The sequence below is a fragment of the Nitratireductor sp. ATLC21 genome (assembly GCF_057196525.1).
The window spans coordinates 15,056-38,986 of sequence record NZ_JBXUOU010000006.1; the positions used below are offsets into that span (position 1 = coordinate 15,056).

Genomic DNA, 23,931 nt, shown 5'->3' on the forward strand with positions numbered 1-23,931 from the left:
CTCAAGCCTCGCCAGACGGCCCTTGAGCCGTGCCAGACGCGACCGGCGCGGACGCGGGCCTGGCCGCCCGTCCGCTCCCCTTGCGAAACCGCGCCGCGAGCTCCTCGAACGCGGTCACGAGCGCGCGCTCGTCAATCTCGATTTCGCCGAGACCGACCCTGAGGGCGAGCCGTCCGATGCGCTCGGCCTCGCGCGTTTCGGCCTGCTTGAGCTGCTCCTGCAGCCTGGCGATTTCTTCCCTGATCTTCGATGACGGCTTCTTCATTCCGGTAGTCTTCCTTCTCGACCAATCGCTTTGTCGCGATGGCGAGGATCGGCCGGGATCGCGCGTAGCGCGACCCGGCAGAAGTGACGGGTCGGCGAAGCCGACGCATTGAGAGATCATCCCGGCGTTCCGAAGGAATGCCTCCAAGGGCGCAGTAATACGTCGCTGACGCGACGTTCCGCGCCCGGACCCATCCGGGAATAGGCGTGGCCTGCGGAACGGTGTCGCTCAACCGCCGGGATCGCTGTCACCGTGGCCATCACACACTTCACGCCCCAGATCATCGGACGCGCTGACGGGCGCAGTGCCGTCCTGTCGGCGGCCTACCGCCACTGCGCGAAGATGGAGCATGCGGCCGAGGCCAGGACCGTCGACTATTCGGGCAAGCGCAATCTCGCTCACGAGGAATTCCTGCTTCCCGCCGATGCACCGCAATGGGCGCGCGATATGATCGCCGACCGCTCGGTTGCGGGCGCCGCCGAAGCGTTCTGGAACAAGGTCGAGAACTTCGAAAAACGCGCCGACGCGCAGTTCGCCAAGGAGTTCATCATCGCTCTGCCGGTGGAACTGTCGAACGCGCAGAACATCGCGCTGGTGCGCCAATTCGTCCACGAGCAGGTGCTTGGCCGCGGGCAGGTTGCCGATTGGGTCTATCACGACGATCCGGGCAATCCGCATATCCACCTTATGACCACGCTGCGCCCGCTCAACGAGACCGGCTTCGGGCACAAGAAGGTCGCCTTTATCGGAGCGGACGGCCAGGCGGTTCGCACGAAGACCGGAAAGATCCAGTATCGCCTCTGGGCCGGCGAGAAGGCCGAGTTCCTCGAGCAGCGGCAACGTTGGCTCGATCTCCAGAACCAGCACCTCGCGCTAGGCGGCTTCGAGATACGAGTCGATGGTCGATCCTATGCGGAGCGCGGCATCGACCTCGTGCCCACAACCCATATCGGCCCGGGCGCAAAGGCGATCGAGCGCAGGACAATGCGCGAGGGCAGGGCACCCCGGCTCGAACGTCTCGCATCGCATGCGGCTGCGCGCGCGGTGAACGCCGAGCGCATTCAGGCCCGGTCGGAGATCGTGCTCGATCTCGTCAGCCGCGAAAAAAGCGTGTTCGACGAGCGCGATATCGCCAAGGTGCTGCATCGCTGTGTCGACGATCCCGAAGCCTTTCAGCAGCTCCTGGCGCGGATCGTTCAAAGCCCGGATTGTCTGCGTCTCGAATCCGGGACGGTCGACTTTGCGACCGGAGCGCGCTTGCCGGACAAGCTCACCACGCGCGAGCTGATCCGCCTCGAGGCGGAGATGGTATCCCGGGCGTCCGCGCTCGTGAAGGCGAGGGGGTTCGGCGTCCGGGAGAAGATCGTTGCCGACGTGTTCGCGCGTCACGACCACCTGTCGGAGGAGCAGCGCACCGCGATTGAACACGTGACCGCCGGCGCGCGGATTGCCACCGTTGTCGGTCGCGCCGGCGCCGGCAAGACGACGATGATGCGCGCGGCGCGCGAGGCATGGGAGGCGGCAGGCTATACTGTGGTCGGCGGCGCGCTTGCCGGCAAAGCCGCCGAGGGCCTCGAGACGGAAGCGGGGATCCCTTCGCGTACTTTGGCTTCGTGGGAGCTCGCCTGGAAACAGGGACGCCGCCGCCTCGGTGGGAAGACGGTGTTTGTCCTGGACGAGGCCGGCATGGTCGCGTCGAAACAGATGGCGACATTCGTCGAGGCGGTCTCCAGGGCGGGTGCCAAACTCGTTCTGGTCGGAGACGCCGAGCAGCTCCAGCCGATCGAGGCGGGTGCCGCCTTCCGCGCCATTGTGGAGCGCACCGGCTATGCCGAGCTCGAGACGATCTACCGCCAGAAAGACGCCTGGATGCGCACCGCCTCGCTCGATCTGGCGCGCGGCAATGTGACGGCTGCGCTCTCGGCCTATAGGTGCCATGGCATGGTGATCGGGGAAAAGCTGAAGGCCCAGGCGGTCGACACCCTGATCGCATCCTGGAACCTAGAATACGATCCCAAGAAATCCACGCTGATCCTGGCGCATCTGCGTCGTGACGTGCGCGAACTCAACCGGCTCGCCCGCGAAAAGCTGGTCGAACGTGGCATTGTCGGCGAGGGCCATCTGTTCCGGACGGAAGAGGGGCCACGGCAATTTGACGCTGGGGATCAGATTGTGTTTCTCAGGAATGAGGGCGCGCTCGGCGTCAAGAACGGGATGATCGGCAGGGTGGTTGAAGCCGGGCCCGGAAGGATCGTCGCCGAGATCGGGGAAGGGGAAGACAAGCGCCGCGTCGAGGTCGACGAGCGCATTTATCGCAACCTCGATCTCGGCTACGCCACCACGATTCACAAGAGCCAGGGCGCGACCGTCGATCGCGTCAAGGTGCTCGCCTCGCTCTCGCTGGACCGGCATTTGACCTATGTGGCGATGACCCGGCACAGGGAGGATCTCCAGCTCTTTTACGGCGAGCGATCATTCCAGATCGCGGGCGGTCTCGACACGCTCCTGTCGCGGCGCAACGCCAAGGAAACCACGCTCGATTACGCCGCCGAACGCTTTTACCGGCAGGCGCTGAGCTTCGCCAACAGCCGCGGACTTCATCTGATGCGGGTCGCCCGCACACTCGCCCGTGATCGGCTGGAATGGACGCTGCGCCAGAAGCGACGCCTTGCCGACCTCGGCCGCAAGCTCCGCGCCGTCGGCGTCCGCATCGGCCTGTTCGACGCCACCCCGTATGCCGTCCAATCGAAGAAGGAGGCCGAGCCGATGGTCAAGGGGGTGACCACATTCTCCCGTTCCATCTCCGACGCCGCAGCCGAGAAGGTCCACTCGGAAAAGGAAGTCGCGAGACAGTGGGAGGAGGTATCCGACCGGTTCCGCCTGGTCTTTGTCGAACCGGAGGCGGCGTTCCGCGCCATGCGCTTCGATGCTGTACTCGCCGATCCCGCGGCTGCCTCGGAGCGTCTTGGACAACTTGCGCGTGAACCCGCCTCCATAGGCGTGCAGCGCGGCCGTGAAGGGTTGCTGGCGAGCCGGGCGGATCGCGAGGCACGACGCGAGGCCAAGGCGAACATCCCGGCACTCGGGCGTGAGATTGAACGCTACCTGCGTTTGCGCGAGGCGGCCACGCGCAGGCTCGAGGCTGATGAAATGGCGCTGCGCCGTCGCGTCTCGATCGATATTCCCGCGCTCTCACCCGCAGCGCGCGTGGTGCTCGAAAAGGTGCGCGACGCAATCGACCGCAATGAACTTTCGGCAGCGCTCGGGTTCGCGCTGGCCGACCGCATGGCCAAAGCCGAAATCGACGGCTTCAACAAGGCGGTGTCCGAGCGGTTCGGAGAACGCACATTGCTCTCGAACGGCGTGGGCGACACCGACGGTGCCACATTCAGGAAGGCAGCCCTCGGCTTGGGCGCGGCCGAACGTGAGAAGCTTGCGGCGGCCTGGCCGATGATGCGCACGGCTCAGCAGCTCGCCGCCCACGAGCGCACCGTGAAGGCGCTCAAGGAGACCGAGGCGCTGCGTCAGAGCCAGCGTCAGTCCCAGGTGCTCAAATGACCCGCAGGCGTGGCGCGCGCGCTATTCTCGGGATCGGCGCCACTGCCGTGATCTGCCTGTTCGCCCTCGGCTATGTGGGCGGCCTGCGCATCAATCTTACCCCGAGCTACCCGCTCGGGATCTGGCGGATCGCGCCGCTCGACCGTGAGGTTGCCGTCGGTGATCTTGTCATGATTTGCCCGCCACCAACGTCCGCGTTCCGGCTCGCGCGGCAGCGAGGATATCTGCGGTCGGGCCTGTGTTCGGGATGGCTTAGCCCGCTGATCAAGACCGTCGCTGCCACGCAGGGACAGTGCGTTGAGATCACAGGCGCCGTGCGCGTTGATGACATTCCGCTCGCCGGCTCCGAGCTGCGCACAGTGGACGCCGAGGGCAGGGCGCTTCTTCCCTTCGCCGGCGGCGTCGTGCCGCCCGGTCACATCTTCCTTCACTCTGATTTCGCAGGTTCCTATGACTCGAGATATTTCGGGCCGGTCCCGGCGGCCGGCGTCCTCGGCCTGGCCCATCCCGTTCTCACCATTCACCCGTGACGTCGTGAAGACTGTCGGTCTCACAATGCTTGCCGTTGCCGCCGGAGCAATCGCATGGAGCGGCAATCCCCTCACCCTCCCGCTCGCCTTCGCGTTCCCCGCCCTGTGGGCAAATTCTCCCTCGCGGATCGCGGCCGGCATTATGTCGGCGGGATATTTCCTCGCCGCGTCACGCGGTCTGCCACAGGGTGTTGTCAATTACTTTGGCAGCGGGATCGCCGAGGGTCTCGCGCTCTGGCTCGGCGCATCGCTCATCTTCGTCGCCGTGCATGCCGTGCTGTGGACATCGCGGCCAGGGAGGGGACGGATTGTGCGATACGCCGTCGCGGCGGTCCTCATGAGCATGCCGCCCTTCGGGATCGTGGGTTGGGCGCATCCGATCACGGCCGCTGGCATCGTCTTCCCAGGTTGGGGATGGTGGGGCCTTGCGGCGGCAGCGATTGGCCTCCTCGCCATGACGACAAAGGTCTGGCCGATCGCAACGCACGTCCTGGGAGGAGCGTTTGCCTGGTCCGCCGCAACGTGGACGGATCCCAGCCTGCCCGATGGCTGGATCGGTGTCGACACGGAATTCGGTGGTGAGCGCGGCAGGTATGCCGGGTTGACTCAGCACCGTGAGACTATCGCCGCGGTGAAGGCAGCGGCGGCTCAAGGCCACAAGGTCGTGGTGCTGCCAGAGGGCGCTGTGGGCATCTGGACGCCGACAGTTGAACGTCAGTGGGTCCGCGAGCTCAACGGCATCGACGTCGTCGTAATTGCCGGAGCGATCCTGGTCGACAGGCAGGTCTACGATAACGTGATGGTAGAGATCTCGGGCGAGGGAGCGCGCGTCCTGTATCGTCAGAGAATACCGGTGCCGGTCTCAATGTGGCAGCCCTGGCTAGCGCTGGTGGGCAAGTCGGGTGGTGCGAGAGCGCATTTCTTTGCCAACCCGACTGTCGAACTCCCCGGTCGGAGGATCGCGCCGCTGATCTGTTACGAGCAGCTCGTCGTCTGGCCCATCCTGCAGACGATGCTGCAGCGGCCGGACGCGATCGTTGCCAACGGCAACGGCTGGTGGACCGCCGGCACATCGATTGTGGCCATCCAGAGCGCCAGCACCATCGCCTGGGCGCGGTTGTTCGGACTGCCGCTCGTCGCTGCCTTCAACCGATGAAGAGGGAGTTCTCATGGTCGACGCTGCTGTCATCCATCAACGCGCCGATCCCGGTGTGAATCCGACGATCGTCGAGAAATTCATCGCCGAGGCGGGCTCGCCGGATCCGCTGGCAGTCAGATTGTACCCAGATACCAGCGCACACACAGCAGGACGTCCGATTGGTCGAAATGGCGGCCCTTTAATATGGGAGGCTTCTAGACTGTTATGGTTCGCTCTATGCCTGACTGCCCTTACCGAGGCGTTTGCAACAGAGCCCTTCCAGTGAGGGCTTGGCTTCGACAACCAGCCTTTACCGAAAATCGTCGATGACCATCGCGCTGCCCAGATACACCACCTCCCGCGATGTCACCCTTGTGACAGTTCCTCTCGTCGTTTTGCGATCGTCAGGCTGCCGAAAACATCCTGCTTCGGGCCGTAAAGCGTATTTTGAGGTCGTCGCCCTCGGCGCCACAGGCGATCAGCAGCCTGAGCAGCAGGGCCGCCTTGCTGCCCGCGAGATCACCCGCCGGGATGACGCCTCGTGCGATGAGGTCCGTCTCCGATCCGGCAAAGGCATAAGTCCGCTCGAAGGTGGGGCCGGCAGCGACGCGCGTGGCGAGCACGACCGGCATGACTGAAGCAAGGCGATTTATCTTTTCGCAGAAGGTCTCAGGCAGATGGCCGGCGCCCATCGCCTGGATGACGGCGCCGCGGTAGCCGAGATCGGGCAAGGCGTCCAGCATCCGGCCATCGTCGCCGAGGAATGGCTGGAGGAGCGCAACCTGGCATTCTGTGGTGAACGCGGGACGAGCAAGCGCAGGCAAGCGCCGAAACCTTGCAAGGCATTGCGCCTGCCCCTCGATGACGCGGCCGATCGGCGCGAAACCGGGGGAGGTGAAGGCCGACGGCAGCGATGTGTGGGCCTTACGGACGAAGCGGGCGGCATGGACTTCGTCGTTCAGGACGACCAGCGTTCCAAGCCCCGCGAACTGCGCCGTGCTTGCAACAATGCCCGCAGCCAAGAGGTTCGCCGGCCCGTCTTCCCCCGGCGCTCTGGCGCCACGCATGGCGCCGGTGACGACCACAGGACGTTCGCTGACAACGAGTGTATCTAGAACGAAGGCCGTTTCCTCGATAGTGTCCGTTCCCTGCACTACAATGGTACCAGCAAAACCCTCGCGCTCCCGACTATCTATCAGCTCGGCGATGGCGACGAGATCGTCCAGGGTCAGCGAGGCGCCGGGCTTGGTACTATAGGAGACAACATCGAAATCCGCGATGCGGGCGAGGTCGGGAACCGCCTGCACCAGATCCTCGCCGGTCAGCGTGGGCACGATGCCCGCGCCCGCGCCCTCGGTCATCGTGATGGTGCCCCCCGTTGAGACCAAGAGCACACGCGGCAGAGACCCAGCCATCAGGGGGCTCCGCCCGTTGCCGGGGCCGGTTCCGCCTGGGCGTTGTAAATGTCGAGAATCTCTTCGCCCGTGCACATTAGTACGCCGTCATGGGAGAGGATATGGTCGAATAGCGCTTCCAGATAGCGGATGCGGTGGGGCGCACCGGTGAGATACGGGTGTACGGAGATCGCCATCACCCGGGGGATGGTTTCGCCCTCCTTGTAGAGCTGGTCGAATTGGTCGCGGCCGCGGCGGAGAATCTCCTCGGATGGCTGCTGCTGGATCGCCGAGATTACAACATCGTTGATTTCAACTGTGTAGGGCACGGAAACCATGTGTCCGCTGCGCGTGCGAATCGGAACGGGCTGGTCGTCAAGCACCCAGTCGGCGACATATTCGATGCCGGCCTCGGCGAGCAGCTCGATGGTTTCAGCGGTCTCGGTAAGGCCGGGGCTTTCCCAGCCTCGCGGGGGCTTGCCAGTGAATGCGCGGATTGCGTCGATGGTCTGACGGATTGATAGAGCCTGGTCGTCGACATGGTGCATAGGTTTCTGCACGTAGCCGTGGCCCATGAACTCCCAGTTCGCTTCGCGGGCAGCGGAGCAGGCTTCTGCATACTGTGTGCAGGTGGAACCGTTGAGGGCGAGCGTCGCGCGTAGGCCTCGCGATTGCAGCGCCTTCAGAAAGCGCCAGAAGCCGACGCGCATGCCGTATTCGTGCCAGCACCAGTTTGGAATGTCTGGCAGCAACGGTTTGCCCATCGGCGGGGGCAATACGGTGCGCGGCATGGCGATCTCGGGTGACCAGTTCTCCACATTGACTATGGTCCAGACGGCGACGCGTGCTCCGCCGGGGAGCGTGAACGGGCGGCGGCGGGTGATCGGCTCATAGACGACACGCTCGCGCGCCGAAGTGCCAGCGGGGGAATGGCCAGTTGGTTGCTGACTATCATAATTTGCGTTCATTCTACGTTCCCTCATCATTGAAGTGTTAAATCCGGAATCGAAGCAGAGTCGCGCTGTTGATGCACCCTGATAGGCGGAACGTTGACTGTGCATGTGAGAGCCGGTTCCGGTACCGCGCCTCATTCCAAAAACGAAAGGCTTGATACGCTACTGCACGCGGCTTTTTCAGTTGACTGCGGTCACGGCATCTGGTGCTGCGAGATACCGAGCCGCAGATCCGACACTTTTCCCACCCAACAAGATTTGCCGGTGCAAGCCATCAGCCTCCGAGAGCACATTATGAAGGTAGAAGTGGAAGAGTGTGGTCCGTGCTTCAGACCCTCCTGAAAGCGCTGCCCTTGCGAGATAGACACCACCAAGGGTGAGCGCAAACAGCCGAAGATAGGGCACTGCTCCGGCCAACGCCTCGCTTTCACGTCCCTCATGGGGCGCCGTTTTGAGAAAAGTGGTTGCAGCGCGCAACCGTCGAATCGCGGCCTTCAGGACGTCAGCCGATTCCTCGGCAGCTGGCCGATCGGAGCTGCTCAGCTGCCTTGCCGTTTCGCTTAAATCGTCGAACAGCAGGTCAACGTGTTTCCCGCTGCCTAACGATAGCTTCCGTGTGGCAAGGTCTATTGCCTGTATGCCGTTGGTACCCTCATAGATCGGCCCAATACGTGCGTCGCGATAGAGCGCCGCTACGCCGGTTTCCTCAATGTAGCCCATGCCGCCGAATACTTGCACCGCTATTGATGTGGCTTCTACGCCGACATCTGTCGAGAAAGCTTTTGCGATCGGAGTCAGTAAGTCGGCACGATCTTTCCAAAATTGCAGCTCTGTGCCGTCCGCCATCCTGGCTTTGTCTATTGCAAACGCACAGGAGTAGCATATCGCTCGCGCTGCTGCCGTCATTGCCTTGATTGTCAGAAGGTTGCGTTGGACATCAGGGTGATTATCGATCGCAACCACTTTCCCTCCGCCGCTCAGTTTTCCCTGTTGTCTTTCGGCGGCGTAGCCGCGAGCCATTTGGAACGCTGCCTCCGCAACGGAAACCCCTTGGATGCCCACTGCCAAGCGAGCATTATTCATCATCGTGAACATGCAAGCGAGACCTCGGTGTTGCTCTCCGATGAGCCAACCTTTGGCTCCTGCCGGAACAAGGTCGGATAATCCGTCTCCGAATACCATCGTGCAGGTCGGCGACCCATGGATGCCCAGTTTATGCTCCAGGCCTGAGCAGAAGACGTCATTGCGCGGCCCGAGCGTGCCGTCGGCATTGACAGTGAATTTCGGTACAAGGAAGAGTGATAGGCCGCGGCTCCCGGCTGGAGCATCTGGAAGACGGGCGAGTACAAGATGGATAATGTTGTCGCAAAGATCGTGTTCGCCATAGGTGATGAAAATCTTTTGCCCAAATAAGCGATAGCTTCCATCGCCCGCTGGCTCGGCACGGCATTTTACCGCTGCAAGGTCTGACCCAGCTTGCGGTTCGGTCAGATTCATCGTTCCCATCCATTCTCCCGCTATCAGCTTCGGCAGGTAGAGTTGTTTCAACTCGTCGCTCGCATGAGCGTAGATTGCGTCGATGGCGCTCATCGTCAGCGCTGGGCCAATACCGAAGGCCATTGAGCCGGAGTTCCACATTTCGAGGACCGCAACACCGAGCACAGTCGGCAAGCCCTGCCCTCCGTATTGCTTGGGCGCCTGCAAACCATTCCAGCCTCCTGCGATCCAGCTGCGATAGAGATCAGGCCACCCAGGGGGAGTGCTGACCTTTCCAGCGATAAGCCTAGCGCCACTCTGATCGCCAATACGACGTAGAGGAGCAATCTCTTCAGAAGCAAAACGCCCAGCTTCGGCCAAAATGGCGTCCAGCAGATCCTCGGTCAGATCGCCGAACTCACCAGCGTCCATGCTGGCTTTGAAGCCAGCCACATGCTTCACTGCAAATGCGATTTCTCCAATTGGTGCGCGGTACATGGTCCTATAGAGCTGCTTAGGTCAGCTTCCCAATGACGAAAAAGATGAACAACTGGTAGAATGCGATCAGCCAGCAGAGGAACTTTGCGACAAATCCGCTTGCGACTTGTTTTCCAACTGTCGCCATAGCTCCTTCGCTTTGCGAACGTTCTCCGCTTTGACGTGCCCGAAGCCGGCAATTTCCTCAGGAATCTTGGCGATCTCCACAGCGAGATGCATGCTTTCCGGTTTGAGGTTGCGCAATTGGCGGTCAATTGACTCGATGTAATCGACAATCAACTGCCTTTCAGAGCGACGTTCCTCAGTGTAGCCGAACGGATCGAGCGCGGTTCCTCGCAACCGGCGCATTTTCGCCAGCACCGAGAATAACGTTAAAACCCAAGGACCGAAAGCGACCTTGCGTGGTTCGCCGGATGCTGGATCTCGCTTTGCAAGCATCGGCGGAGCAAGATGAATCGAAAGTCGATCCACGGCGCTAAAGCTCTCGGACAACATCTCTCGAAAGGCCTTACCGGAATAGAGGCGGGCAACCTCATACTCATCCTTATAGGCCATTAGCTTGAAGAGACCTCGCGCCACAGCTTCTGACAGAGCACCTTCGCTGCCGGTAACCTCAATTTCGCGCCGCCGTACCTTTCCGACGAAATTCTCATAGCGCGTGGCGTACCGCCGGTCCTGATAGTCAGCCAGGAATTCCACGCGTCGGCTTATCGCTTCCGCCAGTGAGGTTGAAGGTTTGGGATAAGAATGCAATGGGCTCTCTGTATCACCAGCGATGACGTCGTGGAGGACTTGTGGTTTTTGCGCCGCCAAACGGCCAAGGCGGAAGGCGGTCGTATTCATCTCGATGGCGACACGGTTCAATTTGATTGCAGCGAGAATAGATTCTTCGGAGATGGGAACGAGCCCGCGCTGATACGCATAACCGACCAGAAAGAGGTTGGCCCCAATGGCATCACCCAACAGCTTCTCCGCGAGCCGTGACGCGCGGACAAGCTCCACGTTCTCAGTTCCGGCGTCATCTCGAACAATGTCGACGAGCCGCTTCGTCTGAACAGAAAATTTCGGATTCCGAATGAAGTCCGCTGTGATCGACTGCTGTTCATTCAAAATGACACGTGTCTTATTCTTCCGGATTACTCCGAGCGCCTCCTTGCTTGTGGTTACAACGAGATCGCCGCCGATCAGAAGATCGGCTGAGCCTGTTGAGATTCGTGACGAATGGATGCCTTCGGGCGAAGAGGCGACTCGAATATGGGACGTGACCGGACCACCCTTCTGCGCCATGCCCGTCATGTCGAGTGTTGAACACCCTTTGCCCTCCATATGGGCAGCCATCGCTATGATCGCGCCGATCGTGATGATCCCTGTGCCACCGACACCGGTAATCAGAATGTTCCACGGTTCTGCCAAGCTCGGTGCGCTTGGTAGGGGCAGATCGATGGCAAGAAGGCTTTCAAGATAGGTGGTTGTCGGTTTACGAAGTGCCGCGCCTTCGACGGTTACAAACGACGGGCAGAAGCCATTCACGCAAGAAAAGTCGGTGTTGCATGACGATTGGTCGACGCGGCGCTTACGACCGAATTCCGTTTCGACAGGCACAACTGAAAGGCAGTTCGACTTCTTTGAACAGTCTCCGCACCCTTCACAGACAAGTTCATTGATGAACACGCGCCGTTCGTTCGTCCGTTTTGCGGCGGCTCGTCTTCCCCGACGGCGCTTTTCGGCAGCGCAAACCTGATCATATATCAAGACGGATACGCCCGGGTATTCTCGAAGTTCGCGCTGCACAGCGTCAAGGTCACTACGGTGATTAATAGAGACGTTGGGCGCGAATGCCGGCTGTTCAGCGTACTTCTCGATATCGTCCGACACGATCGCAATTCGTTCAACACCTTCGGCGCGCACTTGATGGCTAATGCGTTGCGGGGTTAGTTGACCGTCATGCGCTTGGCCTCCGGTCATGGCGACTGCGTCATTGAAAAGAATCTTGTAAGTAATGTTTACCTTCGCTGCCACCGCGGCCCGGATGGCGAGCAGGCCAGAATGGAAATAGGTGCCGTCACCTAGGTTCTGGAAGACATGTTTGGTCCGTACATATGGCGCTTGACCGATCCAATTTGCTCCTTCGCCACCCATGTGAGTAAAGGTTGCGGTCTCGCGGCCCATGTTCAGGGCAAGATAATGACATCCGATCCCGGCAAGAGCACGGCTACCCTTTGGTACTTTTGTTGACGAGTTGTGAGGACAGCCTGAGCAGAAATATGGCGTTCGCTGAACCGGTGAAGTCTGCAAAGTAGATGCTGCCTGTAAAGCGGCAATCTCTCGAACTTGCTCGAGGAGTTCCGTTCCATGAAGCCAGGGCAAGAATCGCTGAGCGATGACCTTGGCGATCTGCAAAGCAGTGAGATCGTCATGGACGGGAAGCACAGTACGTCCCTGATCGTCCTTCTTACCAAAGACACGAGGTCGTTTGGCAGCCGGAAGTCCGAAAAGGATATCCTTGATCTGGCTCTCGATAAGCGGCCGTTTCTCCTCGATGACCAACAGTTCCGGCAGACCTGTTGCAAAGGTTTTTATTCCCTCCGGTTCGAGAGGCCACACCATTCCGACCTTGTAAATCGAAAGACCAAGTTCTGCTGCGCGCTTCTGGCTGATGCCGAGCAGTTCCAAAGCTTGGAGAACATCGAGATAGGATTTACCCGTCGTGACAATCCCGAGATGCCGACGGTGGCTGAGAAGGGTGGTTCGATCAATTCCGTTGGCTCTTGCGAAGGCCAGTGCTGCTGGGATTTTGGCGTTATGCAGTCGACGTTCCATTTCCTGGGGTGTATCTGGCCAACGAATGTTAAGACCGCCCGGGGGCATGTCAAAGTCCGACGGCGTAACGAATTGCATCCTTCCATCTGAAGCCTCGACCGACGCTGACGAGTCCATGGTATCCGCAACGAGCTTCATTGCGGACCAAGTGCCGGCATAGCGCGAAAGCGCCCATCCAAACTGTCCAAAATCGAGGATGTCTTGAATTCCGGCCGGGTTCAGAGTCGGAATCATAGCATCCATCAAGGCATATTCGCTTTGATGCGAAGTGGTCGAGGATTTGCATGTGTGGTCGTCACCTGCCAGAATCAACACGCCGCCATGCGGCGCGGAGCCGGCAAGATTGCCGTGACGGAAAGCATCGCCTGATCGATCGACACCCGGACCTTTTCCATACCACATGGAAAAGACCCCCTGTTTGTTGGCAGGCTCATAGAGGTTGATTTGCTGGGTTCCGAGCACAGAAGTCGCTGCAAGATCTTCGTTCACGCCGGGCTGAAAGCGGATATCAGCCGCCCCGGTGATTTTCCTCGCCTGCCAGAAGCACTGATCGACGCTTCCCAGCGGCGAGCCGCGGTACCCGGTGACAAAACAGCCTGTGTCGATGCCTGTAGCCATGTCCCGCCAGCGTTGCATGAGCGCCAGACGAACGAGAGCCTGCGTGCCGGTAACAAAGACGCGGCCTTCCGTGAGGGAATACTTGTCGTCGAGGCTTACGGAAGCGTTCATGTGATCCTTCCCATATCGTTTATATAGCTAATACCATCGTATCGGAGGCATTTCTCGGCGATTGCACCTTGTTGGAGCGAACAATTTGATGGATAGTGGCGTCAAAGGACACGGGGGCGATATTTTATGGCAGAGAAGATCGACGCGTTCGACTATAAGATCCTCGCTCTTCTGCAGGAGGATGGGCGTATCAGTATGACCGATCTCGCCGAACGAGTAGGACTGTCGCCTTCTCCCTGCGCGCGTCGCGTGAAGCGGCTTGAGGATGAGGGCTATGTCGACTGTTATGTGGCGCTGCTAAGTGCCAAGAAATTGGGTGTTGGGCTTTCGGTCTTCATAAACGTCAGACTGGCTAGCCAAACCCGGGCGGCCTTCGACAAATTTGATGCAGAGGTCGCAACGATCCCGGAGATCGTTGGCTGCCACCTCCTGACAGGTGCCTTCGACTATCTCGTTCAGGTGCGTTTGGGTGACATCGAAGAATTTCGCGACTTCATGCGAGATAAACTGACGGCGATCGAAGGCGTGGTCGAGACGCAATCCAGCATCGTCCTTGAGCAATTAAAATCGACAACGTCGATCCCCTTCAGGACGCGGTCTACACGCATGAACAATTCGCAGATCATCCAGCGATAGAGCTATGGTGCCTAGCAGGATACCTGCCCATGGCGGCGGCCACGCAATACAGCCACAGTAACGATCTCGGGACTGCTGCATCCCCTCCATCGCGCGGAGCTACATCTGATGGCACAGGCTAGATGGACGCTTCCACCCCCTCTTGGGCAGATTTTACAATCGCCTCCAGCACGGCAATATTGCCGATGATCTCCTCATCCGAAAAGCAATAAGCTGACGTTCCGGCGATGTAGTCGGCGAAATGATGCAAGTTCAACTTGACGGTGTCCACCCACTCAAAGGTTGTGGTCTTGACCGCTCCGCCGGCCAACCCAACTGTGAGTGTCGAGGGTCCGGGAGTGTCTGGATGGGTTTCGTTTCGGCATTCCGCCCACGCCTTGGTTCCGAATACCGCAAGCCGCAAATACAACGGCGTAGCCAGTACAGCATTGATGTAAGATGTCATGCCTGCGCGATGACGGAGCATAGCGGAGACCACGTCTCCGTTATCTCCGGGAAGGACGCGCGAGGCCGTCATTGCCAGCACCTTTTCAACGGGCCCGAATAAGTTCAAGAAGGCGTCTGTCAAATGAACGCCCATGGCCGTCATGCCCGCCGCCGGGCTCTCCTTGGCGCTCCGTCGCCAATCCGTCGGTGGCACGTTCGCAAGCTTATCGTGGCTGAAGTTCGCCTCCGCATGCATCACCGTGCCAAATTCGCCCTCCTTCACCATTCGCTCTATTTCGACCATCGGTCCCTCAAACCGTCGTTCATGTCCAATACCAAGCTTAACGCCGTTTCTTTTGCAACTGCTGACGCTCGCTTCCGCGTCTTTGCGACTGAGGACTAGCGGCTTTTCGCAGAAGACGTGTTTTCCGGCAGTTGCGGCAGCCGCAATCTGGCTGGCATGGTCCCAGTTTGGAGTGCAGAGGATGACCAGGTCAACTGACGGATCCTTCAAGACCTCTTCAAAGCTCCGCGCGGCAGTAAATCCATGCTCCCTTATGAAAGGCATGTGGCGGTCTGGGGCCAGATCAGCGACATGGGTAACTTTTATTCTGTCCGAGTCCTTCAGACGAAGCGCAATGTTCTTTCCCCACCAGCCAAGGCCAATGATTGCTGCGTTCAGCATAGCGCGTAGCTCCATTGTCGCGGGATAATATTTTATCAGATTTGATACAGCGGGTATCAAATTGTCTGGATGCCGGTCATGCCTTTCAGCACTGGATATAGTGCTGCTGTATCCTGCTTGTGTCTTTCTTGAGAAAGTGCGGCAGTGTAATAAGGTAATGTGGCGCTCAGCAATGGAACCGGGCAATGGAGTGCCAAGGCGTGGTCCATTATGAGCGAAACATCCTTCATGAAGTTCTCCATTTTCATGGTCGGCGGTTCATATTCGTTGGCGATCATGAGCGGTGCACGCAGATCGAATACGCGTGAAGTGGCAGCACCACCTGATGCGATTGCAGCGTAAACCACGTTGAGATCGAGCCCAGATCGCTCAGCCATGTTAAGCGCTTCGGCCGTCGCAAGGTTGTGAATTGCGACAAGCAGATTTGCGATTAGCTTCAGCTTCATCCCATTGCCGAACTGCCCCACGTGGTAGATCTTCTTCGAGATTGCGTGGAGGGCAGGCTCAAGCCGGGCTGTTGCTTCAGCGGGGCCAGACGCATACACTACCACGTCGGCGCTTTCTGCTTGCGAACCGGTTCCAGAGACTGGACAATCGAGCAATATTGCATCTCGCGTCGCAAGCTCATCCCTTGCAGCCTCCTTTGCAGAGGCCGGCAAAGTACTCATCTCGGCAACCACGTGGGCGGAGCTCAGCGCAGGCAGACAATCCGCCACAGCAGTTTCTAGCGCAGACACGTTCGGTAGCGCCGTTAGCACCAGATCTGCGGCCGCAAAAACAGAGCGTGCACTTTCATGCGGCAACCCGCCGAGCGTGGCCAACGATTGCCGTGCACTCTCCAGAGGATCGAAGCCATGAACCTGAAAACCGTTCTGTATCAGGTTTTTAGCAAAGGCCATCCCCATGATTCCGAGCCCGAGGAGTCCGATCTGCGTTCGTTTAATCACGGTCGATGCTTTCCACATTTCGCTGGATGCTAGGTCAACCACGCCGAAGAATGGTTTTTGTAGGTTTGAGCTTCGGAAAATGCCGTACCCAGTAGGAAACCTTAATCCACATGCAAGATGATCTTGCCGTCGATCGACTGGCCCTTCAGATCAAGCGCAGCCCGCTGTATATCTTTCCAGGAACGCTCGTCGCCAATCGGCACAGAGAGCTTTCCCGCTGCAACGAGATTCTGAATCTCGACTAGGTCGGACGATGCATCACAGTCGACAAAAACGCTTCCAAGGTAGAGGCCATGCAAACGGGTGTCGGCCTTCAGATAGAAGTCGCGCGGCTCAAACGTTGTCGTCTGATCTGAGGAGTTGCCGCAAGACACGCAAACGCCGCCGCGCTTCAGCGCACCAAGCGCGCACCCCAGGCTGGGCCCGCCTACCGACTCAAGAATATAGTCGTAGTCTCCCGCTTCGACGGCATCATCCATCGTGGGAAATAGTTCTACCAGTTCTACATGATCCTGGCGTAATAGCTCCTCGAGACGCGGTCGCCTACTGATGGCATGAACACGTGCGCCCGCATGGGCGGCGAGTTGGCATGCGTAACGACCAACGCCGCCCGCTGCACCGGTGATGAGCACGTCTTTGTTTGTTATATCCCCGGCAAGTCGCTGCGCGCGTAATGGCGTAATGGCTGCAATTGGCAGTGCCGCCGCTTGCGAAAAGCTGACACTGTCGCTAAGCGCCGCCATCATACCGGCACTGACCGCTACATACTGAGCCCAAGCCCCAGCAGGTACGATGCCAAACACCCTTGTACCTTTGGGCAGGGAAGAGCCATCCGCGGCAGGTTCCTCGATAACGCCGGCGAAGTCCCACCCTGGAATATATGACCGGTCCGCGATGAGGGCAGTGCGTGTTTCCCCGGCATTCAACGAAATCGCATGGACGCGAATCAGAGCCTGATCATCCCGCCTCTTAGGTATGGAAGCCTCTCGCAGCGCCAATTCCCCCGGATGCATCGGATCCGCCAGCACAGCGAGCATAGTCTGGCTAGTATCGTAGATGAACATTGGGTCTCTCTTCGTTCGTTTCCAAGTGTGCCGACGAACAGCAGCGTTCGACTGCGGTTCGTGTGCGATCGACATTTAGCTCAGAAAAGTAGATTGATCAATAGGAAAGCGACATGATAATACCTGTCTATGGGGGGGCGTAGGGATCGCCCTGAGCCTGCGGCAGTGGCGAGTTTGGGGATGACACAATTTCGGCTGGACGGGCTATAATCCATCAAATAACATGATCTGCACGCTTGTGATAACATATATAGGAAATTGAGATGCGGACACGTAAACTCCCGCAACTCTTCGGCGCGATAGTCGGTCCGCCCGCAATGTCATGCGTCGAAGGTGGTGGAAAGGGAGCGCCATGGTGCAGCGATACGGCGGAAACGGGCCACTTCGTGCGTTCGGGCGGGCTGTAAGTTGGTCTGCTGCATCGCGTACGGGGCAAGATTGTACGGTTTGGTAGTCTACAGAATTTGCCGAGTGCAGAGGCGACGTATTGAAAGATGCGAAGTAGTGAAGGCGGCATATGAAAAGGCGTGACGAAGTCGGTGGTCAGGATGGCGATAAGGCAGTCCTCAATTTTGGGGTGCGCCTAAAACACGCCAGGCTGGCGCGCGGAATGAGAATAAAGGACGTTGCGGATGCTGCAGATTGCTCGGAAAGTCTGCTTTCCAAGCTTGAGAATGGGAAAATACAGCCATCTCTGATTGTTCTGCATCGCATCTGCAATGCGCTTGGGCTGACATTAGGCGAACTGTTCTCCCCCAGCGCGCCTGATAGCGAAATCGTATCTCGCAAGGGGCAGCGGACAAAAGTAGAGCTTGCTCTCGTTCGCAACGGGCGCGGGATAACGTTGGAACGGTTGGTTCCATATGGGCCAGGTAATCTTCTCCAAGGATATCTACACACCATCGATGTGGGCGGTGAGACTGACGGCACAGTGAAGCATGATGGTGAGGAGTTCATGTACCTTCTATCAGGATCGATAGATCTCTATCTTGGAGACGAGATCTACCGGCTCGACGAGGGCGATTCTTGCTTTTACCGCTCCGAAGTTCCGCACGGATACAAGAATAGCGGCTCCTCGGTAGCGCAACTGATCATCATCAACACGCCCCCGACGTTTTAAGGCACGTTATGATTGCTCCCTTTGGTGCGTTGCTTCCTGAAACTGCTCGACCATGCGAGGAATGCCTGAGAGATGTCCCTGAGGCATCTCTGCTGCTGCAAAGTTTGCTGCTCGCCATAGGAGAAATTGTATCTGATCGAACAATGGCTGCGGTTTTCGAGCAGGTGAGACTTCAGTGATACGTGAGATCGCAACTATTCTGGTCGCCCCGGAAAACACCGGTAGGTTCGAAGAAGCTGTCGCGGCCGCTCGCCCGATCATCATGGGCGCAGAAGGATGTCTGACAATGCATCTTGAGCGAGTTGTCGAAATCGAGGGAAGTTATCGACTGATCGTGGATTGGGAAACAATCGAGCATCACACGATGCTCTTCCGGCATTCTCGCGCATTCGAAGAGTGGCACGCGCTCGCCAAACCCTTTTTCCTCGAGCCGCCAGCTGTGGTGCACACGGAGATCGTGGCGAGCTGAAGCCGAAGAGGCGGAAAGCTGTCTCCTCATTGTGCGAGCTTCGCCCAGGTCGTGAGTGAGTGCGTGTCACGACGATAGCGACCACAGGATGGTTGTAGAGGCACCGTGGAAGCGGCGACCGACAAGGCCCTGCACGCTACGCGAATCGCGTCGCGTGCGAGACGCCGCGATCATTTCGAACTGGCGCCTTCAGTCTCACGATCGACATCAGTGCGCCTGGTGTGGCTAACGTTTGCCGCGAACGAGCCTGGCGCTGCTCGCCTGCTTGGCTCTCTTGACCGCTTGATGCACCCCTCGCCGGCTTCGCTCAGATCGGGCGTGGGAGATCCAGGGGGATGTTTCCTTGATCACTCTCTAGTGCGCTCATCGGACAAGGGGGGCTGGGATAGATGCTCATCGGCTTTGCGTACAAGGAAAGTGACTTTCCTATTGAAAAAGTGAGATGCAAGAGATAGCCTATGTCTTCAAGGTGCATGAGTGGCGCGCGAACGGAGCTTTATCGAAGCTTGCTGCCGAATGATACTTTCCGAGCAAAAAAAGGCACCTGCGGCGCGAGTGCGCGCCGTGTGCAACTAGAGCCAGATGGGATGGGGCAATGAGAGATTTCCAGTATATCGATAATGCGCATTCGCACGGTATGCGACGCATCTCATACATCGAATTAGATGGTCGGCCTGCCTTCAAAATGGCCATCCATCGCTCGGGCGAGAAATACTACCTGTACACGGCTCATTTCTGGCACAGTGGGCTGTCAGTCGTTGACATTACGGACCCGACAAATCCCCGCTTTGTGAGGTTCATCGAGGGGCCGCCCAATACGTTTACTCTGCAGGTCCAAATCGCCGAAGGCAAGATGATCACCTCCATGGAGAAAATTCCGGAGGAATGGGGAGGCGATCCGACCAAACCGTTCTCGGAGGGATTTCTAATCTGGGATTTGAGCGATCCGGAGTCCCCCCAGCAGCTAGGGCAGTATAGAACAGGTGGGCTCGGAACGCACCGGAACTATTACGATGGCGGGCGATATGTCCACGCCACCGCGTTGCCGGAGGGGTATGATGGCCACATTTACCAAATCGTCGACATAAGCGACCCCGCTAACCCGAAAGAGGTCTCGCGTTGGTGGCGTACAGGTCAGTGGTTGGCGGGTGGTGAAGGAGGCGTCCCGTTTGGCACATTTCTTCACGGCGGCGCGTATGTCATGGGAGATCGTGCGTACTTGCCCTACAGCGCCGGCGGCTTTGTCATTCTGGATATCTCTGATGTCACTGCACCCAAGCTTGTAAGCGATCTTCCATTTTCACCTCCTTTTCAGGCTTTCATTTCCGTCCACACTTCGCGGCCTCTCTCCCGGCGCCCACTTGTCGTCGTCAATTCAGAAGCCATTGAGGAGATGGGTAACGAGCCCTTGGGCTACGCCGGGATCGTAGATGTTTCCGACGAAAGTACGCCCCGATTGGTCTCTCTCTTTCCCCAGCCCATTCCGCCGAAGGAGTTAGGCATTTCCACGTTCTACGACCGCCCCGGTCGATTTGGTCCGCACAACCAGCATCAATGGCAAAATCAAGACGTGCTGCATAGCGACGAGGATCTTGTCTTCCTGACCTACTTTAATGCCGGCTTGCGGGTTTACGACATCTCGAACGAAAGGAGGCCAGTAGAGATTGCGTACTTTATTCCTGCGGACCCCAAGGAGCGAAAGGGTCCATTGCCTAAAACAGGACTTGTTACGCAGTCGGAAGATGTTCTCGTCGACAATCGTGGCAATATCTTTGTCAGTGACAAAAACCATGGCGTGTTCGTGCTTAGACTATCTGAAAACGCATGAAAAATAATATGGAGGTGAACAAATGAAAGCATTGGGAGTATTAAGAATAGCTGGCGTAGCTATTGGCTTCTCAGTCAGTATGGCTTCTGCGGAGACAGCGGCAGAACGGTATTTGTCGGGAGATCTGAAAATCTCGACAGAATTCGCGTATGATGGTCCGACAATAGTGCTGTCATATTCAACTTTTCTTGGAAGTTCTGGAACAAATCAGGAGCTTTACCGCGCAATGTGGAAGCGCTTGGAGGAGGATACCGGTGGGAAGGTGCAGATCCAGCCATTCTGGTCAAGTTCGCTGAACGATACTCAAACGGGGGCGTTCGAGGCCATCAGCTCCGGTTTGGCGGATATGGGAACATGTTACACCCAGTTTAACCCTGGTGGTTTTGACCTCCATTTCGGCATTCAGCTTCCAACTCTCTTCCAAAGTTCAAGTGTCGGTTCGATAGTATTCAATGAAATATATGCGAAATATTTACGAGCCGCATATGAGCGCCGGGGCGTGTATCTGGCCAGATTGGGCCTGACGCCACCTCAACAGCTATCGACGAAGGAGCCGATGAGGACCCTTGCAGACATGCAGGGCAAGCGCGCTTGGGCGGCCGGCAGTGTCTCGGTCGCTTCCGTCGCTGCCTTGGGTCTGGAGCCAACGACGCTTAAGGCAAGCGAGATATACCCAGGATTTCAGACAGGGGTTCTGGATGTCGTTCCGATGCATGACGCTGGATTCTACACGTTTCGGCTGAACGAGATAGCGAAGTACCGCACAGAAGTCGATCTCTGGACGAACCCAAACGAGCATTGCGTAAATCCCGAGCGGTGGAACAATCTTCCGGAGCCGGTGCGTGACTATTTGTACCACTGGTTGCAGGTATGGACGCAGGTAGAGTCGCAGCTCTACTACGATGCGGAAGCCGAGAAGGCGAGAATGCAGATGCTGGATGAGGGCGTTGAATTTCTCGAACTCCCGTCAGCGGATTCAGAGGAACTTGCTCGCCGCTATGACAAACTTATCACTGACTGGATTGCCGAGCAGGAGGATGCAGGACAACCGGCCAATGAGATGATCGCAGAGATCAGGGAACTGTCAGCTCACTACGCGGCGATGACTCCCGATGAGCGTTTCCTGCAGGTCCTTGAGCGACCTGTACCAGGGATGATGTCAGGTTACTGAAGCTATTCGCGCCGGTGTCGGTGGGCGATGGGACCGCCCACCGACCTGTCGGAGGAGTTGGTACGATGAGACTTAGTATTTCTCGAATATTCACGATATCAGCTTCGCTTCTGATAGCGTTCCTGTGTCTTTTGGTCGGAATTGATGTCCTCTCTCGCAACCTCTTGGGTATTGGCTTAAGCGCAACGCAGGACCTGCTAACGGTTGCTCTCACACTCTACTTCTTTTTCTCGTTGCCCGATTCTCTATGCAAGGACGCGCATGTAAGGATGGATATATTCTATAACAAGGCTGGTCCGCTGATGCGAAGCCTGGCCGATACCGTGGGGGCGGTGGGCGCACTTGTCTTCCTTGGTTCAATAGGCTGGGGGGCAGCATCCAGAATTTGGCAGATGATGGCTGTTAGTTCCGAAACACCGACAATTGGGCTGCCGCTGTGGCCGGTCGCTGCGCTTGTTGCACTAGGATGCGGAGGCGCCGGGCTCGTCGTGATCGACGCGCTCCCCAAAGCTGCTGCCAATTTTCGAGGGAAGCGTTGATGGCCCATCTCTTAGGATATACCAGTTTCGCTTTCCTGCTTTTATTGATCGCGCTAGGTGTGCCGGTAGCATGGGCAATTTCCATTGTAGCATTTTCCGGAATGACTTTTCTGCTTGGCTTCAGCCAAGCGATAGCGCAGTTTTATACAACGGCCTTCAATACGGCTGGTGAATTTCTGTTCGCATCTATCCCGCTCTTTATATATATGGGACTGATCGTGAGCTACGCGCGAATTGGAGAAGATCTCTATGACGCGATGTACAAATGGTTCGGCCGGCTGCCGGGCGGTCTGTTGGTGGCATCCGTGGTCTCGTGCACGATGTTCGGAGCGGTCACAGGTGTGAGCTCGGCGGCTGTAGGGACGATGTCGAAGATCGTGCTGCCGGAAATGCGACGATACAACTACGACATCAAGATGGCCTCAGGTGGATTAGCTTCTGCAGCGACGATTGCCATCATGATACCGCCAAGTGTGCTGCTTATCCTCTACGGTCTTTGGACGGAGACGTCGATCGGCAAGTTGTTCATTGCTGGCGTCGTTCCGGGGCTGATCCTGACGCTGGCGTTCTCGTTCTACATTATGGCCCGCTGCGCCTTGAAACCAGAGCTTGGACGTGCGGGCGATCCGTTCCCGCTCAGGGAGAAGGTCCGATCACTTCTCAAGGTAATGCCCATTTTCGTTATCTTTGGGATGGTGATTGGCGGGCTGTATGTCGGCTGGTTCACCCCAAGTGAAGCCGCGGCTATAGGCGTTCTATCGACAATTGCAGTGGCAACTGCAATGCGTCGCCTATCGCTCATCCATCTGTGGGAAGCTGCAAAGCAGACCGTGCAGCTCTCCGGAATGATTTTTGCTGTCCTTATCTCAGCTTCGGTGTTGGCTAGGTTCCTGGCAGCAACACAGGTTACGTCTAGCGTAATAGGTATAATCGAGACATCCAATCTGCCGGATATTGTGGTTCTTTTGGCTGTGCTTGGAGTCTTGCTTCTGCTTGGATGTGTGCTCGATGCCTTCGGGATGATATTGCTGACGCTTCCGTTCATATTTCCCGTCGTGATGTCTTTGGGCTATGACCCAATCTGGTTTGGAATAGTGCTGGTCCTAATGACCGAAATTGCGCTGATCACCCCTCCTGTTGGGATGAATGTGTTTGTCCTTGCAAAAGTGGACGACCAGCTTAGCCTTGGCGACATTTTTGCGGGGGTGACGCCGTTCGTCGTGATAACCCTCCTGACAATCGCCACCTTTATTGTCTTCCCGGGGATCGTGACATGGTTGCCGAGTCGAATGTGAGCAGCACCAATTGTGATTATGAATCAGCAGGGTGGAGTTGCAACGGCCGAGGAAAGCTTTGCATTCCGGGAGAAGACGATTCAGCTTTTTCCTGCCCGAAATGCAATACTGTCGAATTTCTGAAGTCTGCCTATGCACGTTCTTTCCAACGATCTTTGTCTATTGGGTGCCCTTGTTGCGGAGTTGGAAATTTCCGAGGAGCTTGGGAACAGGCGTTGGCAACCGCAGTTTCACTTCAGCCAGAGTTGGTCAAGCTTTGGTTGCCGAAAATTTGTGAGGAACGACCTGCTCTGTTCTGTTGTGTGGCCGGCTCTGCGCTAGCCACATGACGTTCGTGCGAGGTGTTCCTGGTATACGAGACAGGAGCATAGGATGGATCTTCCGACGAAA

At 57.9% G+C, this 23,931-nt stretch carries 19 protein-coding genes; 11 read left to right on the forward strand and 8 right to left on the reverse strand.

Annotated features, from left to right (window positions below; genetic code table 11):
* Position 1 precedes the first annotated feature (1 nt).
* On the reverse strand, positions 2-265 hold the full coding sequence (traC, locus tag AC2CHD_RS20370) for a conjugal transfer protein TraC (RefSeq protein WP_484555109.1): 264 nt from the start codon (positions 263-265) through the stop codon (positions 2-4).
* A gap of 252 nt (positions 266-517) precedes the next feature.
* On the opposite strand from traC, the gene traA reads away from it, so the two are divergent.
* From traA to AC2CHD_RS20390, 4 genes are read left to right on the forward strand one after another with little or no spacing between them, the layout of a single operon-like run.
* On the forward strand, positions 518-3,823 hold the full coding sequence (gene traA, locus AC2CHD_RS20375; protein ID WP_484555110.1) for a Ti-type conjugative transfer relaxase TraA: 3,306 nt from the start codon (positions 518-520) through the stop codon (positions 3,821-3,823).
* A complete protein-coding gene (traF, locus tag AC2CHD_RS20380; RefSeq protein ID WP_484555111.1) occupies positions 3,820-4,353 on the forward strand; it encodes a conjugative transfer signal peptidase TraF in 534 nt (177 codons plus the stop codon). Before traA ends, traF begins: the two co-directional genes overlap by 4 nt.
* A gap of 4 nt (positions 4,354-4,357) precedes the next feature.
* On the forward strand, positions 4,358-5,509 hold the full coding sequence (locus tag AC2CHD_RS20385; RefSeq protein WP_484555112.1) for a conjugal transfer protein TraB: 1,152 nt from the start codon (positions 4,358-4,360) through the stop codon (positions 5,507-5,509).
* 13 nt (positions 5,510-5,522) lie between these two features.
* Positions 5,523-5,777 (forward strand): hypothetical protein, encoded by a 255-nt coding sequence (locus AC2CHD_RS20390; RefSeq protein WP_484555113.1) that lies wholly within the window; start codon positions 5,523-5,525, stop codon positions 5,775-5,777.
* A 118-nt stretch (positions 5,778-5,895) separates the two neighbouring features.
* On the opposite strand, the gene AC2CHD_RS20395 is transcribed toward AC2CHD_RS20390, so the two are convergent.
* From AC2CHD_RS20395 to AC2CHD_RS20410, 4 genes are all read right to left on the reverse strand, one after another.
* Positions 5,896-6,906, reverse strand: coding sequence for an asparaginase (locus AC2CHD_RS20395; RefSeq protein WP_484555114.1), 1,011 nt, complete (start codon positions 6,904-6,906; stop codon positions 5,896-5,898).
* Entirely contained in the window at positions 6,906-7,853 is a 948-nt protein-coding gene (locus AC2CHD_RS20400) for a polysaccharide deacetylase family protein (RefSeq protein WP_484555115.1), read from the reverse strand. The genes AC2CHD_RS20395 and AC2CHD_RS20400 overlap by 1 nt, the downstream gene beginning before the upstream one ends.
* 165 nt (positions 7,854-8,018) lie before the next feature.
* The gene (locus tag AC2CHD_RS20405) at positions 8,019-9,812 is read right to left on the reverse strand and encodes an acyl-CoA dehydrogenase family protein (protein ID WP_484555116.1); all 1,794 of its coding nucleotides are present in this window, start codon (positions 9,810-9,812) and stop codon (positions 8,019-8,021) included.
* Between the two features lie 66 nt (positions 9,813-9,878).
* Entirely contained in the window at positions 9,879-13,361 is a 3,483-nt protein-coding gene (locus AC2CHD_RS20410) for an indolepyruvate ferredoxin oxidoreductase family protein (RefSeq protein ID WP_484555117.1), read from the reverse strand.
* A 126-nt stretch (positions 13,362-13,487) separates the two neighbouring features.
* Here AC2CHD_RS20410 and AC2CHD_RS20415 point away from each other — a divergent pair, with 126 nt between their 5' ends.
* Positions 13,488-13,997: an Lrp/AsnC family transcriptional regulator gene (locus tag AC2CHD_RS20415; protein WP_484555118.1), complete on the forward strand. Its 510-nt coding sequence runs from the start codon at positions 13,488-13,490 to the stop codon at positions 13,995-13,997.
* A 118-nt stretch (positions 13,998-14,115) separates the two neighbouring features.
* On the opposite strand, the gene AC2CHD_RS20420 is transcribed toward AC2CHD_RS20415, so the two are convergent.
* Genes AC2CHD_RS20420 through AC2CHD_RS20430 form a run of 3 tightly spaced genes read right to left on the reverse strand, consistent with a single transcriptional unit; the run spans position 14,116 to position 17,119 of the window.
* Positions 14,116-15,108: a Gfo/Idh/MocA family protein gene (locus AC2CHD_RS20420; RefSeq protein ID WP_484555119.1), complete on the reverse strand. Its 993-nt coding sequence runs from the start codon at positions 15,106-15,108 to the stop codon at positions 14,116-14,118.
* 56 nt (positions 15,109-15,164) lie between these two features.
* The gene (locus AC2CHD_RS20425) at positions 15,165-16,097 is read right to left on the reverse strand and encodes an NAD(P)-dependent oxidoreductase (RefSeq protein WP_484555120.1); all 933 of its coding nucleotides are present in this window, start codon (positions 16,095-16,097) and stop codon (positions 15,165-15,167) included.
* Between the two features lie 59 nt (positions 16,098-16,156).
* Positions 16,157-17,119 (reverse strand): zinc-binding dehydrogenase, encoded by a 963-nt coding sequence (locus AC2CHD_RS20430; RefSeq protein WP_484555121.1) that lies wholly within the window; start codon positions 17,117-17,119, stop codon positions 16,157-16,159.
* A gap of 517 nt (positions 17,120-17,636) precedes the next feature.
* Here AC2CHD_RS20430 and AC2CHD_RS20435 point away from each other — a divergent pair.
* The 6 genes from AC2CHD_RS20435 (at position 17,637) to AC2CHD_RS20460 (ending at position 23,541) form a co-directional block, all read left to right on the forward strand.
* Entirely contained in the window at positions 17,637-18,239 is a 603-nt protein-coding gene (locus AC2CHD_RS20435; RefSeq protein WP_484555122.1) for a helix-turn-helix domain-containing protein, read from the forward strand.
* Positions 18,240-18,414: 175 nt separating this feature from the next.
* A complete protein-coding gene (locus tag AC2CHD_RS20440) occupies positions 18,415-18,708 on the forward strand; it encodes an antibiotic biosynthesis monooxygenase family protein (RefSeq protein ID WP_484555123.1) in 294 nt (97 codons plus the stop codon).
* 595 nt (positions 18,709-19,303) lie between these two features.
* Positions 19,304-20,536 carry an LVIVD repeat-containing protein gene (locus AC2CHD_RS20445; RefSeq protein ID WP_484555124.1) on the forward strand — a complete coding sequence of 411 codons (1,233 nt, stop codon included), beginning with the start codon at positions 19,304-19,306 and terminating at the stop codon, positions 20,534-20,536.
* Positions 20,537-20,558: 22 nt separating this feature from the next.
* The gene (locus AC2CHD_RS20450; RefSeq protein WP_484555125.1) at positions 20,559-21,707 is read left to right on the forward strand and encodes a TRAP transporter substrate-binding protein; all 1,149 of its coding nucleotides are present in this window, start codon (positions 20,559-20,561) and stop codon (positions 21,705-21,707) included.
* A 65-nt stretch (positions 21,708-21,772) separates the two neighbouring features.
* On the forward strand, positions 21,773-22,246 hold the full coding sequence (locus AC2CHD_RS20455; protein ID WP_484555126.1) for a TRAP transporter small permease subunit: 474 nt from the start codon (positions 21,773-21,775) through the stop codon (positions 22,244-22,246).
* On the forward strand, positions 22,246-23,541 hold the full coding sequence (locus AC2CHD_RS20460; protein ID WP_484555127.1) for a TRAP transporter large permease: 1,296 nt from the start codon (positions 22,246-22,248) through the stop codon (positions 23,539-23,541). Before AC2CHD_RS20455 ends, AC2CHD_RS20460 begins: the two co-directional genes overlap by 1 nt.
* Positions 23,542-23,931: the final 390 nt, after the last annotated feature.

Excerpts from the sequence above, each read along its gene's own strand:
- traC (WP_484555109.1), bottom strand. The coding sequence starts at position 265 with ATGAAGAAGCCGTCATCGAAGATCAGGGAAGAAATCGCCAGGCTGCAG.
- traF (WP_484555111.1), top strand. The coding sequence starts at position 3,820 with ATGACCCGCAGGCGTGGCGCGCGCGCTATTCTCGGGATCGGCGCCACT.
- AC2CHD_RS20390 (WP_484555113.1), top strand. The coding sequence starts at position 5,523 with ATGGTCGACGCTGCTGTCATCCATCAACGCGCCGATCCCGGTGTGAAT.
- AC2CHD_RS20395 (WP_484555114.1), bottom strand. The coding sequence starts at position 6,906 with ATGGCTGGGTCTCTGCCGCGTGTGCTCTTGGTCTCAACGGGGGGCACC.
- AC2CHD_RS20400 (WP_484555115.1), bottom strand. The coding sequence starts at position 7,853 with ATGAACGCAAATTATGATAGTCAGCAACCAACTGGCCATTCCCCCGCT.
- AC2CHD_RS20405 (WP_484555116.1), bottom strand. The coding sequence starts at position 9,812 with ATGTACCGCGCACCAATTGGAGAAATCGCATTTGCAGTGAAGCATGTG.
- AC2CHD_RS20410 (WP_484555117.1), bottom strand. The coding sequence starts at position 13,361 with ATGAACGCTTCCGTAAGCCTCGACGACAAGTATTCCCTCACGGAAGGC.
- AC2CHD_RS20415 (WP_484555118.1), top strand. The coding sequence starts at position 13,488 with ATGGCAGAGAAGATCGACGCGTTCGACTATAAGATCCTCGCTCTTCTG.
- AC2CHD_RS20420 (WP_484555119.1), bottom strand. The coding sequence starts at position 15,108 with ATGCTGAACGCAGCAATCATTGGCCTTGGCTGGTGGGGAAAGAACATT.
- AC2CHD_RS20430 (WP_484555121.1), bottom strand. The coding sequence starts at position 17,119 with ATGTTCATCTACGATACTAGCCAGACTATGCTCGCTGTGCTGGCGGAT.
- AC2CHD_RS20435 (WP_484555122.1), top strand. The coding sequence starts at position 17,637 with ATGAAAAGGCGTGACGAAGTCGGTGGTCAGGATGGCGATAAGGCAGTC.
- AC2CHD_RS20445 (WP_484555124.1), top strand. The coding sequence starts at position 19,304 with ATGAGAGATTTCCAGTATATCGATAATGCGCATTCGCACGGTATGCGA.
- AC2CHD_RS20450 (WP_484555125.1), top strand. The coding sequence starts at position 20,559 with ATGAAAGCATTGGGAGTATTAAGAATAGCTGGCGTAGCTATTGGCTTC.
- AC2CHD_RS20455 (WP_484555126.1), top strand. The coding sequence starts at position 21,773 with ATGAGACTTAGTATTTCTCGAATATTCACGATATCAGCTTCGCTTCTG.
- AC2CHD_RS20460 (WP_484555127.1), top strand. The coding sequence starts at position 22,246 with ATGGCCCATCTCTTAGGATATACCAGTTTCGCTTTCCTGCTTTTATTG.